This window comes from Reella acinonychis, from assembly GCF_052384575.1.
In the GTDB taxonomy this organism is placed as follows: domain Bacteria; phylum Pseudomonadota; class Gammaproteobacteria; order Enterobacterales; family Pasteurellaceae; genus JBQSUQ01.
In genome coordinates, this window is record NZ_JBQSUQ010000004.1 from 355,367 (window position 1) to 370,352 (window position 14,986).

Genomic DNA, 14,986 nt, shown 5'->3' on the forward strand with positions numbered 1-14,986 from the left:
ATTTCTTATCTAATCATAAAAACTTCTTATTAAAAATAAATTTCGTTAACTTCAATTTCAGTAACAATCCATACTGAAAATCATTTTATTAAAAATAGAGGACACAAAAGTGACTTGTTTAATATTTAATTTAACATAATATACATTATGCGAAATTAGTTACAATGTTAGCGAAAACTACGTAATAATAAAATCATTGAGTTATAAACTGTATTGATAGCCTAGTTTAACAAGGCAATGAAATGGAAAATTGAAATGATTTAAGGCGGAAAATGCCGAAATATATCCACAAATGCGGGTACGTCCTCGTAAATATTTTATTAGTAGATCACTTTACTAAATATGCAGAGCACTAATAAAATATAACGAAAAAATTAATAGATTACCGCAGAATATTATGCTAGAGTCCAAATATTAGAATTCCCGAACTTATATGGTTATTTTTTTGAACTAAAATAAAGAGGCTATATGAATAATAAAACATCTGAAATGATTAAATGTCCATTTTGTTTTACTGAATCCGAGCGAGGTATCTCTGTATGTCGTGGTTGTCAAGCAACAGTTAAATATGGAGAAAGTGTACTCCCTTATTTCGTTATATCGCTAGTTGTAGGTTTAGTAGGCGGATTTTATCTATTGCGTTTTTTGGGAGAACATATTTTTACATCAATACAACATTTAAGTAAAACTGCTGGCTGGACTTTATTTGGCATTATTGCAATAGTACTATTTTCATTGTCCCTTTATGCTTTACTAATCTATGTTAGAAGTCCTGATGCAAAAAATAAGGTAACATTTTATAGATATATGCCTAAATAATGTAATAAAGCCGATATTCGTCGGCTTTATAAACCTTTATTGATGGCATCAATAAATTCTTTATCAAACTCCTCTTTATCTAAAATACCATCTGCATAATTTTCTGCGATTTTCCATAGTTCTTTTGATAAAACTACGCCATCGAGTTCAAGAGTTGCCTTTGCATACTCAATAGCCTCACGTCTAATGCGTTTTTCAGCTTCTGAAATCATAATAATCACCTTTTATAAAATTTTGCTCTTATAATTGATATTTATAAGTAAGCTCGCATACTAAAATCATATTGTTGAATTTGATCAGCTGTTAACAATCCCTTTTTATGTAACATTTCTGCTGCCCATTTCCAATCAACACAAGGACGGTAATAATGGCAAGGAAAGGTTTGGATTCCTAATGCGATATCATCAATAATTAAATCACCAAACGCTTTTGGTGAACTGGTAAATTTATGCTGCTGTGGATTAACATTAATCCCATATAGGCTAATCTTATTTTGTTTAAACCAATTCAGCGCATCTTCTAAATAACAATCTTCTGCACGCATGGTAAATAAAATAAGGTTATGTCCATTTTTTACTAAATCTCTGAGCACTTGCGCTGCGCCAATATCTTCGCCAACTTTAGGAAAGCTATGCGTCACGCAAGTGCCATCAAAATCAATCAAAATATTCATTATTTCTATTTTATGTTACATTGTCACTTAAAGTAATTTTGCGGCATATTCATAAACTTGATGTAATAATGCTAAGTTTTCGGGATTATCGGCATTTAAATTAGCTAATTCTTGCATTCTTTGCTCAAAATCCACCGCACTTTGTTCTAATTTTCGACGACGATAACGTTCCCATTGCAATTGTTCAGTACGATTTAATGTTTTAAAGAAATGTCTTGCACGATAATGAAACAATAAATCAGGGATTCGACTATCTTCAAAGGTTAATCCCGATTCCCCAAGTTTTTCCGCCGGCAATTGACGCAGAATCGCCATATTGTTTTTATCATTAAAACTAAAGAAACCGTTATATAGCTCAGTTTCTACGTTGTCACTTTTCTCAAAAATGCGTTCATCCCTGAAAATATCCTCTACTTTTGACCGCACTTCATTTGATTGGCGTAACTTCTGTAGATTTTGCAAACAATATTCTCTATCAATACCTAAACGTTGTGCATTTTCAGGTAATAAGGTTTTTGCAGGAGCAAGAATTGGGCATTTATTAATATGAACCAGTTTTAATGGCACCGGTAAAATATCCTGTTCCAATAATTCTGCTTTAGGCGTATATAAATTTTGTCGTAATTCCACCGCACTTTTATGCAATAAATCCGTTATATCTGCACTTAAATCACAAACGATCACTGCATTTTTGTTGATTGGGTGCCAGGCTAAAGGCACAACCCAAGCCGTATTGCCGCGATAATTGCCCAACATCCCCGAAACATGAACCAATGGCGTCATATTAGCAGTATCAATAAGTTGCTCTACTGCCCTTTTTTCCCTGTTTTCAAAGAAAAATTGAAACAGTTTAGGTTGTTTTTCTTTGATCAATTTTGCCATTGCAATAGTGGCATACACATCTGCCATTGCATCATGGGCGTTACTATGCTCTATGCCATTTGCCTGAGTTAATTTTTCTAATCGAAAAGACGGAACACCTTCATCGTCAAATGCCCATTCAATGCCTTCTGGACGTAATGCATAGCAAGCACGCACAACATCCAATAAATCCCAACGAGAATTACCATTTTTCCAGCTGTATTCATAGGGATCAATAAAATTACGATAAAAGGTATAACGCGTCATTTCATCATCATAGCGAATGTTGTTATAGCCCATTACGCAGGTGTTAGGTTGGCTAAATTCCGCTAAAATACGGGCTGCAAATTCTGGTTCCGGTAGTCCTTTTTCATTACATTCCTGCGGTGTAATACCTGTTACCAACACCGCTTCTGGCGAAGGTAAATAATCATTGGTTTGCTTACAATACAACATAACTGGCTCACCAATAATATTAAAATCCGCATCAGTGCGAATGCCTGCAAATTGTGCGGGGCGATCGCTAGCAGGATTCACCCCGAAACTCTCGTAATCGTAAATAAAAAAGCTAAATTCAGACATAATAAATTGCTTTAGTAGAAATTTGGTAAAATTCTAGCACAGATTAAAACTCGGAGGAAATGCACCGCAGTTTTAGCAAAAAATAAACCCAGCGATTTTGCTGGGTTTATTTTTTATATGATATTTATCTTAACTTCTTCGTCTCCATACACCAGATTTGTTGGTAGTGATATAGACGAGCCAACTTAAGAATCCCCCAATAGCGAATATCCATACAAAGCCTTTTATGGCCACATCTGTAAATTCCATTATAAGAAGAATGGTTGGAAAAAGCATTAGGGCTATCATAAACGCCCATCCTCTGATAAGTTTTTCACGTACCACTTCTTTACGTGAAAGATATTCAGCTTGACAACCTGTACAAACTGTAGCACTAGCTGGAACTACTGTGTTACAAAAAGGACATTCTCTACTATGTGACATAATGTTTCTCCATGCGACTAAAAAAATTGAAACCTTACTATTGTAAAAAAAAAATAAGATGTCAATGGAGAAACTAAAAATTAAGTAAAAAATTAGGCTACAAATTAAACGAGTTTTTCGATATACATTAATCCAATCGCTAACATTCCCAAACCAATGCCGATAATGTTGACTTTACTTAAGCGTTCTTTAAAGATCATTGCACCAACTACTGTACCTAAGCAAATCACCCCTAAATCCATGGTAGCAAACACAATAGTTGGATTTTGTTTAAAGTATTGATGTGCATAAATGTAGAATAAAATATTACCAAAATTCAATCCGCCAAGAATTAAACCCGCAATAAAACTCGATACAGACCATTTGGTGCGTTTAAATAATAAATAGCTAAACATCACCATAGCTGCCAAGACGAAAGCAATAAATAAGGTATTCGGGAAAGCGCCCCCCATTAAAGCCACTTTTTTGAATAAAACGCCAGACAATCCCCAAATTAACCATACGCCCGCTAATGCCAATGCGGCTTTTAAGCTATTTTCCACCGCACTTGCAGGTTTGAATAACAGGAAAAACAACGCAAAAAAGGCAACCACTACCCCACCAATTCGCACATGGCTTAATGTTTCGCCAAAAATGACGACAGCAGCAATAATTTGTAAAAATAGCGCTAAACGTTGTGCTGCATCTGTTCTCACAATTCCGCCAAACTCAACGGCTTTTGACATAACAATAAAGCCAACAGGTAAGATGATCCCTAAAATCAAGAAAATAGGTTTTGCTTCGCTTTGCAAGAAAAATTCCGTAAAACCTAAATCGCCGAAATTAGGTTTTAGTAAAAAATAGCTTAAAGAAAGTGCCATAATGTAACCAAAGGCAACCATTTGTTCTGTTACTACGTTAAATTTTTTGCTTAATTTAAATAACACTGAAACAGAAACGCTACATAAAATAGCAAGAATAAGATAATGCATTGAGAACCTCTTGTTTTTTCATTATCAAGTATGGATAAAAATTGAGTATGTTAAATTTCATGTTAAACATAATAAAAGTGCGGTTAAAAATCAGAAAATTTTAACCGCACTTTCAAATTTATTCTGTGGCGCCAAAGCCTCGCAAACCAACCACATGAACTTGCTCTTGGTTACCTGAAATCTTACGCACCAATTTATAGGTTGTACCTTTTTCTGGACTAATATTTTCAGGAGCAGCAATTAATAATTGCATATCCAAACGTTCACATAATTCAAACAAGGTGGAAATAGATTTTCCGTCTAAACGCGCTGCTTCATCTAAGAATAACAAGCGACAAGGCACAATATCTTTGCCTCGCATGCGGCGGCTTTCTTCTTCCCAACTTTGTACGACCATTAATAGAATAGACATCCCCGTACCAATGGCCTCACCCGTTGATAATGCACCACTTTCCGCACGCAACCAACCATCAGCACCACGATAGACTTCCACTTCTAAATCCAAATAATTACGATAATCCAACAATTCTTCGCCAATGGTTTGTGCAGTACGTTGTCCCATATCAATATGCGGATTTAATCGTTGATATAATTTCGCAATAGCCTCGGAGAATGTCATGCGATTATCAGTAAAGAGATCTTGATAATCGCCACTGTTACCTGATAAAGCATCAAGTAACATTGCATGCGTATCACGAATATTCACCATCAAACGAACTGATTTCACTTGACCAAACGAAATATTTTGCAATCCTTGGTTAAGCATACGAATACGATTCTGTTCACGTTGAATGGTTTTACGCATAATATTCGCTACACTTTCAGAACTAATGGCTAATTTTTGTTCGCGTCCTGTTAATTCGTTAGTGAGACGATTTAACTCAATTTCCATTTGTTCGATCGCATCAATTGGATCATCTGTTTTGATAATATCTTGACGAATACGCTCGCGTAAATGTTGATATACCGCAATAAAGAATCGCACTTTGTTTTCAGGTTTACGGCTATCTTCAGAAATTCGCAATGCATCACGCAAATATTCATTATCAGCAACCGCCTGACGTAATGCACCCAAGGCTTTATCCGACATAGAACGTAGTTCATCAGTGGATAAATAAGCTAATTCGCGACGATTTAAACGTTTTTCCACATCACTATTGCGTGATAAACGCATTACCACACACCAGCTGACTTTCGCGGCAACCACTAATTCACGCTGTTGCTTATAATCACGTTCTGCTTTGCGAATTCGTCGGTTAAGATTTTCCGCTTCACTCTCAATTAATGTTAATTGTTTTTCAACATAAGAACGGCGCTGACGATTTGCGGAAAGTTGTTGGTGCAATTCTTCTCTACGATTTCTCGCTCGCTCTTCTGCACCTGCATCAGCTCTTACACCCAGCTCATTTACTTCGCTTAATAACTCTTTTAGCAAATCATTTTTACTATTAAACGCACTTTGTAATTCAATAAAAATGCGATTGTAATCAGCAAATTGTTTTTGTTTTTGATGTAATTGCTCGCGTTGTTGTTCACGACGCGCTTGTGTTTGTTCTAATCTGCTGCGTAATTGTTCATTTAGTCCATTGCTTTCTGTTTGAACTGTTTCTTTATAGTCAAAATGCGTTTTACGTTGCATAACATCTGCTAAAGCAAATACTTTTTGTTGTACTTGTTTTTGCAACATAGTGCTTTGGGCTAAATCTTGTTTTAAGCGCTCATAATGTTCCGGATCACTTTGTAATGTCGCCGCTATTGGTTCAAGTTGTGACAATGTCACCCCATGCTGACGAATGAAATGTTCATCTTGTTCAGCAATGTCTAGTTGTTCACGACATTCTTCAATGCGATCGACTAAACTGTCATCTGCAAGCAATGCCAACTGAGGAATTAACTTATTCAACAATTGCATTTTTTCTTTTGCAGAATCCAATTTTAAACGAATTTGTTGTTCTTCCGTTGAAAGTGCGGTTAATTCTCGCTCAATTTCATTGCGCTCTGCATTGATTTCACGCATGATCTCTTCTGGATTTGGCAAGAACGCCAATGCCAAATGCAAGCCAACAAATTGACTGAAATGTTCATGTAAACGTTGGCATTTTTGCACATCAAATGCACGTTGTGCATATTGTTCCGCCACTTCATCACGTTGAATTTCTAATTCAGCTAAGTGTTTCTCGCGAGCCGCACGTCCAAATAATGGAATTTCAGGGAATTTTGAGTAACGGACTTCACGATCTGACACCTGAACAACAACACCATTGGTCAATTCTTGTGCTGAAAGAACGCTATCATCAAACGCTGCTGGATCACCTTCAATTAAATATAAATCTTCAGGGCAATCATCTAAATGTTCTAACTGATCTTTAATCGCATTTAAATCACGCACCACAATTGCATGGCGCGCTGGTCCATATAATGCTGAGAAATAAGGAGCGTCTTCAAAGGAAACATCATCGTAGAGTTCAGATAAAAGCACGCCGCCAAAGCGTTCAGCTAACACATTTAAACGCGCATCTTCTGAACCATCTGGTTGGCTTAAACGAGAAATTTGTTCATCTAATTGATGGCGCTTTTGTTCTAGCTGATCGCGTTGAATGGTTAACTCACGCTCTTTAACCAATTGTGCTTGCATGAAATTCATCACATCTTGGCTATCAGCAAATTTCTCACCAGATTGTTCTTCTAAACGTTCCAATGCGGCTTGTGCAGTCAACCAAGCTGGTGCTTTCGCAGATTGTTGTTGATGCTGTGTTATTAGCTGTTGTTGTTTTTGGCGTAAAGTCGAACGTTGTTCTACATGATCTGATACTGCACTGGTTAAATCCTCAACTAATGCTTCTTGTTCTGCATAACATTCTTCTAATTCATCACTTGTTTCAAGCTGCATATTGGTACGTTGATTAAAATCTGCTAATAAACGCACCGCACTTTGTTGTTGTTGATAACGCTGTTCTAATTCATGTAATTTTGCACGTAATTGTGGAGTTTGCGCAGCTTGTACTTTTTGGCTTGGATATTCTGCCAATAAGCTTTTTGCACTTTCCCAAGCTGCAGAACGAGGTACTTCACCAGCCACTTTGCATACCAATTCATAGGCTTTGTCAAATTGTGATTTTGCTGCCTGAGAAATTGACATTTTTTGTTCTAATTCAAGCACTTGTTCAGTTAATGTTTCCGCTTGTGCTTCAAATTCTCCATGATAATCATCAATATTTTTGACGCTTAAATCAGCTAAACCACAGAGATTTTTTGCTTTTTCTAATGCTTGAACGGCTTGTTGATATTGCAACGCGCGTGTTTGTTGAGCATCAAGTGCTTGTTGATAATCCGCCAATTGAGAACGAATTTGATCGATCTCTTGTTCCACTTGATCAAACTGTGCTTGGCTTTCTTCTAGCTGTTCATTGGCGGTTTCAACCACCATTTTTTGCTCTTCTAATTTTTCGTTTAATTCAGCTACATCACCTTGATAACGTTCGATTTTTTCTTGATGACGTAATGCATTAAAAATAAGATTGAGCTGATCAGAAGCACTTTGATAATCCACTTCCAATGTTTTCTCACTTTCCGTTAATTCCGCGGCTTCACGACTTAAATCAATTAAACGATGTTGTGATAATTGTTGCTCAGATTTGGCTTGATACCATTCTTTACGGAAAGATAAAGCGGTGTGGATATTTCCTTCACGCTCATTCGCATTACGCATATAATCAGAAGCAACATAATTGGTGGTTTCTGTAATTAAATGCTTAAATAAATCACGATCAGCTTGGGTTAATTTAATGGCTTCCAATGTCATACGGTTTTCACGCAATGCACTTTCCATATCCTGAAAGGCTTTGCGAACGCCTAGGTTTTCAGGTAATAGATAATCACGCAATGATTTTGTAATAGCGCTAGAAATACCACCGTATAAAGAAGCTTCAATTAATTTATAGAATTTGCTTCGATCAGAAGAAGAACGTAAACGTTTCGGAATAATACCTAAATCAAACATCATGCCATGATAATCAGTAATGGAATGATATTGTTTAAATTGTCCGCCAATTTGCTCTACTTTGTCTTTTAATTCATTTAGGTTTAATACTTTCGCTTGGCGATCATTAATCACTTCAGTAAAAAGTGCGGTTGGATTTACCGCTAATTCCACGCCTTGCAAACTAAAGGTTTTGATATCTACTTTTTTATCACGACCTGCAATTTGCTGTAATCTCGCCCCCACTAAAACACGTTGATGGCGAGAATTGATGGTATCCAATACCGCGTAACAGACGCCTGGACGCAATTTACCATGTAAACCTTTATCTCTCGAACCGCCACTGGCGCCCGCTTCAGTCGTATTACGGAAATGTAACAGGGTTAAATCAGGAATTAATGCCGTCACAAATCCAGCCATAGTAGTTGACTTACCTGCACCATTTCCCCCTGAAAGTGTGGTGACTAATTCATCTAAATCGAATGTACGCGCAAAAAAACCATTCCAGTTAATCAATGTTAAAGAACGGAATTTGCCACGTTCTACTTGCGTAGCAGAAACTGATGAAAGTGCGGTCAAATTTTCTTGAGTTTCTTCCACTTCAACATCAGGCATAGCTTGTTCTAATTCATAATCAGCCATTATTCTGCTCCTTCTTGATTATCTTCATCTTCTTCAAAATCTTCATCATTTTCCACCGCACTTTCATCTAATGAGGTTTTTAATGCGGCTTTTTCAGCCTGTAATGATTGTGGATTTGCTGCTTCACCATCACGAATTAAACGTAATTGTGCTTCAATTGGATCATCGCCGGCACGCACTTCCGCACCAAAACGGAAAACCGATTCTGAAATAGTAAATTTACCGCTATTTTGCTCACCTACAGTATGTAACATACCTAAACGGCGTAAACGTCCAATGGCAGCTCTGACTTTTTCCGCTAATTTTTGTTTATCCAAATCAGATCCACTGGCTCGCAAATTAATAGCTTTTAATAATTTGCTTTCATCTGCAAGGTTCAACAACTCATCATACACTTCTTGTATGGTAAAAATACCTTGCTGTGCCAAGCGTTCTGGGCTGAGATACAAATAACACAAGACTTTCCCCACTAACATTTCTAACTCGGTTAGCACTGAACGAGAAATTAAGGTCGTAGCTTTGGGACGCAAATAGAAAAAACCTTCTGGCGCACGAATTAACTCAACGTTATAGCGACGATAAAAACTGTCTAATTCATGTTGAAATTCGGCCAAAAAGGCGTAGTTATCTAAATATTCTTGCCCAATATGTTTACCTGAGCGTAATTGGCTATCAACGGTCGGAAACAATGGATTGGCAATTGCGCTCGCCAATTTAGTTGAAATGAAGTCTTGAAGATTGTCTGTCATTGTTTTCTCTTTATTCAATTAAGAAATTTGTCTGTAAAAATAACAAAAGTGCGGTGAAAAAAATCACAAGTTTTACGGATTATGCGTATTCATCAATAATATGCGCTTGCACTTCTGCACCATGTTGGTTAATGGCTTTCCAATCAGGATAAATACCGCTTAAATCATCTTTCGCTAAACCTAAACGCACTGCCTGTTCGACGATAATGCGGGCAACATCAAAATGTTTTGATAATGGGTAGTTTTCCAATTGTGTTTTGAGCACTAGGCTGAGATCAATTGGGCGATTATGTTCACGATATTCAATGAGTAAATTCTGCATGTGTTCAACAATTTGATCATGTAAATCAGCCAAAGATTCATATTGCAACTCTTCTGGCAATTCACCTAAGGCGTCTTCACTATTCAACACTAATTCTTCATCGCGTAAATCCACTAAGCGTTCAGCTTGAGCAGTCCATAAGAACCAAGGATGATCAAAATACTGATGAATTGAGGTACGTAATCGTTGGCTAAACACTCGATTTTTATCTAAATCAATTGCTGTACGAATAAATTTATGCACATGGCGGTCATAACCAATCCATAAATCAATGGCTTGTTGCCCCCAGCTAATAATGCGGTCTAATTTGGCTTGCAAATCGGTAATCAGCTGATCAATAAAATACAAATTATCCTGACCGATCACACAATCTTGAATTCGCAGCAACTGTGCTTGTAATTTATCGCCTGCAGCATTTAAAGTGTCTTGTAATTCGCGTAAATTGCCAGAAGTTTCATCTAATAAACGTTCACAACTTGCAATAGCTGCTTGCCAATCTTTACTTAATAATTCTGCGATTTCTTCTTTAATACTTTGTTGATTTTCATCCATGATGCGTTGAGATAAATCAATGCTATCGAAAATTTCTGCCACAGAATATTTTAACGGTGCGAATACCTGACGACGCCAAAAGTATTCATCTTCATTTTTTTCAATTCCCTCTTCCGCTGATTCAGAAGCACGTTGGATCTCATCGGCAACAATGGCCAATTGAACAGAAAGACGTAATGCAGAAAACTCACGTTGGCGGATATAATAATCGGATACACCAACACCCAGCGGTGTTAAACGGTAAATAGAAAGACCATCAGTAAATTCGCTACTAAAACGATTGAGGAAACGTTGTTTCACTAAATCATTAATGGCGTTATTGGCACGCGTCGCCACGTTATCAGAAAGTTCAAATTCCGTTGAAACACGACGGAAAATATCGACTAAATCACTTTCTTGCATTTCGCCATCAATTTGTTCATTGTTATATAAGGCAATGGCGAGCAAAAAAGACAAACGCTCTGTATTTAAATTTAACGAAAACTCGCGCTCTTTTGCCCAAGAAACCAATTCAGGAATGGTTTGTGATGTTTCTAACATGAAAATTTCTCACAACACAGAAAATAGATACAAAATTAGGCGAAATTATACAGGATCTTTCTCTTTTTTGTAAGATTTGAATAAATGAAAGACATTTGTCATCGTTGTTTAAAATAAAAATCCCTATCTTTTTATTGAAATTTTTTCATTACGCCTTACTATACGCAAGTTAACAAAATCTGAAGATAGCAATGAATATGAACGATCAGAATCAAGAAAAAAAACAAACCTATAATTTTAATAAACTACAAAAACGCCTACGCCGCAATGTTGGCAATGCCATTGCAGATTTCAATATGATTGAAGAAGGCGATAAAGTCATGGTCTGCCTTTCTGGCGGCAAAGATAGCTACACCTTATTAGATATTCTCTTAAATTTAAAACTAAATGCGCCTGTGCATTTTGATATTGTGGCGGTGAATTTAGACCAAAAACAGCCGGGTTTCCCAGAACATGTATTGCCTGAATATTTACAAAGTATCGGGGTGGAATACAAGATTGTAGAAGAAAACACCTACGGCATTGTGAAAGAAAAAATCCCTGAGGGCAAAACCACTTGTTCGCTCTGCTCTCGTTTACGCCGAGGCATTTTATACCGTACCGCAACGGAATTAGGCGCAACCAAAATTGCATTGGGACATCATCGTGATGATATGCTTGCCACTCTATTTTTAAATATGTTTTACGGTGGCAAATTAAAATCCATGCCACCTAAGCTCATTAGTGATGATGGCAAACAAATCGTAATTCGCCCTTTGGCTTACTGTAAAGAAAAAGATATTGAAAAATATGCGATTGCCAAACAATTCCCGATTATTCCTTGTAATCTTTGTGGATCTCAACCCAACTTACAGCGTCAAGTGGTGAAAGAAATGCTTAACACTTGGGATCGCCAATATCCAGGGCGATTAGAAACCATGTTTAGCGCTATGCAAGATATCGTGCCTTCGCATTTATGTGATCCAAAACTCTTTGATTTTAAAGGGATTAAGAAAGGACAAACATTAGATGGCATTCAGGGCGACATTGCTTTCGATAAAGAAGAAATTACCTCACCAATTTTTGATGAAGACGAAGCATTTTCCGAACAACAACTCATTCAATTTAAAGAAATCAGCTAAAAAGTGCGGTGAAATTCACCGCACTTTTTTTAGATATTTGATTTTTGTCACAAAAATAAAAAATCAAGATTGACAGAAATAGAAAAAATTTTTATTTTAAAACTCCATTTTTCATTACATTATACTAAGGTTTAGTTATGTTTTGGTCATTTCTATCTGCATTTCTTATTGGTAGCCTACTTGGCTTTGTCTTTCAACGTTCCCGTTTTTGCCTTACTGGTGGTTTCCGCGATATGTATATTGCGAAAAATAATCGCATGTTCTACGCCTTACTTATCGCCATTTGTGTGCAAAGTATCGGTGTGATTAGTTTGATGGAATTAGGCTATATAGGTTCACCTTACAAAGATTTTTCCGTTGTATCCATCATTATCGGTTCCATCATCTTTGGCATGAGTATCGTCCTTGCCAGCGGTTGTGCAACTGGTACATGGTATCACGCGGGAGAAGGTCTAATTAGTAGCTGGGTCGCATTGATTATGTACATGATCAGCGCAGCAATGATGCGCTTAGGCGCGTTAAATCCAATACAAAAATCCATGGGACAGTACGTTAAAATCAATGATAATTTAGCGGCAAGTTTAGGGATTTCTGTTTGGTGGCTAGTTGGATTACTTACGGTTATCACGTTATTCTTAGTGTATAAAACCTTAAGCAAACCTCAACTTAAAGTCGCCACATTGCCTCCACGCTATACTGGATTGCGTCATTATCTATTTGAAAAACGCTATCATCCTTTCGTCGCTGCTATTTTTATCGGTTTATTAGCTTTTGCTGCTTGGGTGGCAAATAGCATGAACGGTAAAACTGCAGGCTTAGGCATTACCGGGCCTTCCGCGAATATTATTAGCTTTTTAGTTACTGGCGATGAAAAAAAAATCAATTGGGGCGTATTTTTAGTACTCGGCATTATGTTTGGTGCTTATATCGCCGCCAAAGGCAGCCATGAATTCAAATGGCGAATGCCTGATTTAAGAACATTAAGAAACAGCGTTATTGGCGGCTTATTAATGGGTGTTGGTGCGTCATTAGCTGGCGGTTGTACTATCGGCAATGGCTTGACTGCAACCGCTGTGATGAGCACAAAAGGCTGGTTATCATTATTGTTCATTATTTTTGGTACTTGGATTATGAGCTACTTTATGTATGTTCGTCCAAATCGACATTAATTACAAAGGAGAAATTATGCGTTACATTCTTGATACAAATGGTCATCTTTGCCCTTTTCCACTAATGGAAGCAAAAAAGAAAATTGTTGAACTCGACGTTGGCGATGAACTGCTAATCCAGTTCACTTGTGCAGAAGCAACAGAAAACCTACCACGCTGGGCAGCGGAAAACAATTATCCTGTTACTCATTTTGCCCAAGTCGGCGACGGCATGTGGGAAATTGCTATTCAAAAAAGTTAAGTCAAAAACCACCTTTATTAGAAGGTGGTTTTTCATTAGTTCAGTAAACAAAAAGTGCGGTGAAATTCACCGCACTTTTTTCGTAATCGCTTTATTGTGGGAAATTTAATAATTTCTCCCGATAATATTGATATTGTTTCTCCCGTAATTCGATTTCACGCGGCAAGCCGTCGCTGATGGATTGGGTGAGCGTGTCGAATTTATCCAAGATCTCTACGATTTTGGCTTGGGTTTCAAGGGGTGGGATGGGGATTTTATAACTGGAAATCATCTGCAAATTTAATCCCCCACGAGTTCCATTGCCCGATGAAATTTGTCTTAAATTTTCATATTGTGTATTTAAAAAATGGAAAACATAATCAGGGTTGATTTTTTGTTCATCAAAAACGATTGCCGCCAAAGATTGGTTGGTTGTTAAATCAAGTCTAATTCTCGCAACTTTTCCACGTGTTTTCCCTTGCCCTGCCAATGCAATAACCACCGAATTTTTAGGTACAAATTTTGCATTAGAATTTTTTAAGCCCAATTCTGTTATAAATTTCTCTGTTGCATATACTGTTCCCAAATTCACTTCCCCAGAACTCATCCAAGGAATATCACCATTTTCCCAATACTGGGAAATATCTGTTTTCGGTGTTCCGCCAGAGTAAATTCTTTCCGCAACTTCACCCAATGTTTTCCATACAACTACCGCTCTCCGCTGTCGCTCGCTGTCGCTCGCTGTCGCCAGAGAGCCTAACTCACCATTTTCAAACGTCAAGAGCAAATCGCGATAATACTGATATTGTTTTTCACGCAGGGATAATTCAGCTTTCAGCGTAGCTTTCAGCTCGGTTAATTTGTCAAGTATTTTTACAATTTCTTTTTGTAGGGAAATTGGGGGGATTGGGATTTGTAACGTTGCTACATCTTTAGGATAAACGTGTGGCACACCTGAACCTTTTTTCATTCCAAAAATTTTCATTTGATTGCTTAACAAAAAATGATAAACATATTTTGTTAATAATAAGTTTTCATTTGGTTTAACCGAAAAAGCATCGCTGACAAAAATCGGTTCATTCCAATACATTACGAAACCTGCATAAGCCCCACTGCCTGCTACGGTAATTATTTCTCCATTTCTGTTGAAATCGCCTGTAAAATATGCAGGTTTTTGCCCACCGCTGATTACGGGAATGTTTCCTACAGTTGCACTTTTAGCTGTGATTGTTTTTCCCCTTTCTAGCTCAGCTACTTCCCCCAAAGGCTTCCACTCCACTTCGGCTTGTTCAATCAGTTGTAAGATATTATTTACGTTCATTGTTATCTCATTTTTTCGTATTTGGTAGGATGGGCTTTAGCC

Annotated in this window: 12 protein-coding genes; 4 read left to right on the plus strand and 8 right to left on the minus strand. The window is 37.2% G+C overall.

The window, feature by feature from the left end:
- Window positions 1-468: 468 nt before the first annotated feature.
- Window positions 469-819, plus strand: coding sequence for an Asp23/Gls24 family envelope stress response protein (locus ACT2CV_RS03090; RefSeq protein WP_464972488.1), 351 nt, complete (start codon window positions 469-471; stop codon window positions 817-819).
- A gap of 26 nt (window positions 820-845) precedes the next feature.
- On the opposite strand, the gene ACT2CV_RS03095 is transcribed toward ACT2CV_RS03090, so the two are convergent.
- The 7 genes from ACT2CV_RS03095 to mukF all read right to left on the minus strand — a co-directional run bounded on the left by ACT2CV_RS03095 (window position 846) and on the right by mukF (window position 11,113).
- On the minus strand, window positions 846-1,031 hold the full coding sequence (locus tag ACT2CV_RS03095) for an antitoxin VbhA family protein (RefSeq protein ID WP_464972487.1): 186 nt from the start codon (window positions 1,029-1,031) through the stop codon (window positions 846-848).
- A gap of 41 nt (window positions 1,032-1,072) precedes the next feature.
- Window positions 1,073-1,492 carry a hypothetical protein gene (locus tag ACT2CV_RS03100; RefSeq protein ID WP_464972486.1) on the minus strand — a complete coding sequence of 140 codons (420 nt, stop codon included), beginning with the start codon at window positions 1,490-1,492 and terminating at the stop codon, window positions 1,073-1,075.
- Between the two features lie 27 nt (window positions 1,493-1,519).
- On the minus strand, window positions 1,520-2,935 hold the full coding sequence (sbcB, locus tag ACT2CV_RS03105; protein WP_464972485.1) for an exodeoxyribonuclease I: 1,416 nt from the start codon (window positions 2,933-2,935) through the stop codon (window positions 1,520-1,522).
- A 527-nt stretch (window positions 2,936-3,462) separates the two neighbouring features.
- On the minus strand, window positions 3,463-4,329 hold the full coding sequence (locus ACT2CV_RS03110; RefSeq protein WP_464972484.1) for an EamA family transporter: 867 nt from the start codon (window positions 4,327-4,329) through the stop codon (window positions 3,463-3,465).
- A 118-nt stretch (window positions 4,330-4,447) separates the two neighbouring features.
- A complete protein-coding gene (gene mukB / locus ACT2CV_RS03115) occupies window positions 4,448-8,950 on the minus strand; it encodes a chromosome partition protein MukB (RefSeq protein ID WP_464972483.1) in 4,503 nt (1,500 codons plus the stop codon).
- Window positions 8,950-9,699 (minus strand): chromosome partition protein MukE, encoded by a 750-nt coding sequence (mukE, locus tag ACT2CV_RS03120; RefSeq protein WP_464972482.1) that lies wholly within the window; start codon window positions 9,697-9,699, stop codon window positions 8,950-8,952. Before mukE ends, mukB begins: the two co-directional genes overlap by 1 nt.
- Window positions 9,700-9,778: 79 nt before the next feature.
- Window positions 9,779-11,113 carry a chromosome partition protein MukF gene (mukF, locus tag ACT2CV_RS03125; protein WP_464972481.1) on the minus strand — a complete coding sequence of 445 codons (1,335 nt, stop codon included), beginning with the start codon at window positions 11,111-11,113 and terminating at the stop codon, window positions 9,779-9,781.
- A gap of 197 nt (window positions 11,114-11,310) precedes the next feature.
- Between mukF and ttcA the strand changes: the two genes are divergently transcribed.
- The 3 genes from ttcA to ACT2CV_RS03140 all read left to right on the plus strand — a co-directional run bounded on the left by ttcA (window position 11,311) and on the right by ACT2CV_RS03140 (window position 13,644).
- The gene (gene ttcA, locus ACT2CV_RS03130; RefSeq protein WP_464972480.1) at window positions 11,311-12,234 is read left to right on the plus strand and encodes a tRNA 2-thiocytidine(32) synthetase TtcA; all 924 of its coding nucleotides are present in this window, start codon (window positions 11,311-11,313) and stop codon (window positions 12,232-12,234) included.
- A gap of 137 nt (window positions 12,235-12,371) precedes the next feature.
- The gene (locus tag ACT2CV_RS03135; protein WP_464972479.1) at window positions 12,372-13,403 is read left to right on the plus strand and encodes a YeeE/YedE family protein; all 1,032 of its coding nucleotides are present in this window, start codon (window positions 12,372-12,374) and stop codon (window positions 13,401-13,403) included.
- 16 nt (window positions 13,404-13,419) lie between these two features.
- Window positions 13,420-13,644, plus strand: coding sequence for a sulfurtransferase TusA family protein (locus ACT2CV_RS03140; protein WP_464972478.1), 225 nt, complete (start codon window positions 13,420-13,422; stop codon window positions 13,642-13,644).
- 91 nt (window positions 13,645-13,735) lie between these two features.
- Here ACT2CV_RS03140 and ACT2CV_RS03145 read toward each other — a convergent pair whose 3' ends face one another.
- Window positions 13,736-14,944, minus strand: a complete 1,209-nt coding sequence (locus ACT2CV_RS03145) for a restriction endonuclease subunit S (RefSeq protein ID WP_464972477.1) — start codon at window positions 14,942-14,944, stop codon at window positions 13,736-13,738.
- Window positions 14,945-14,986 lie beyond the last annotated feature (42 nt).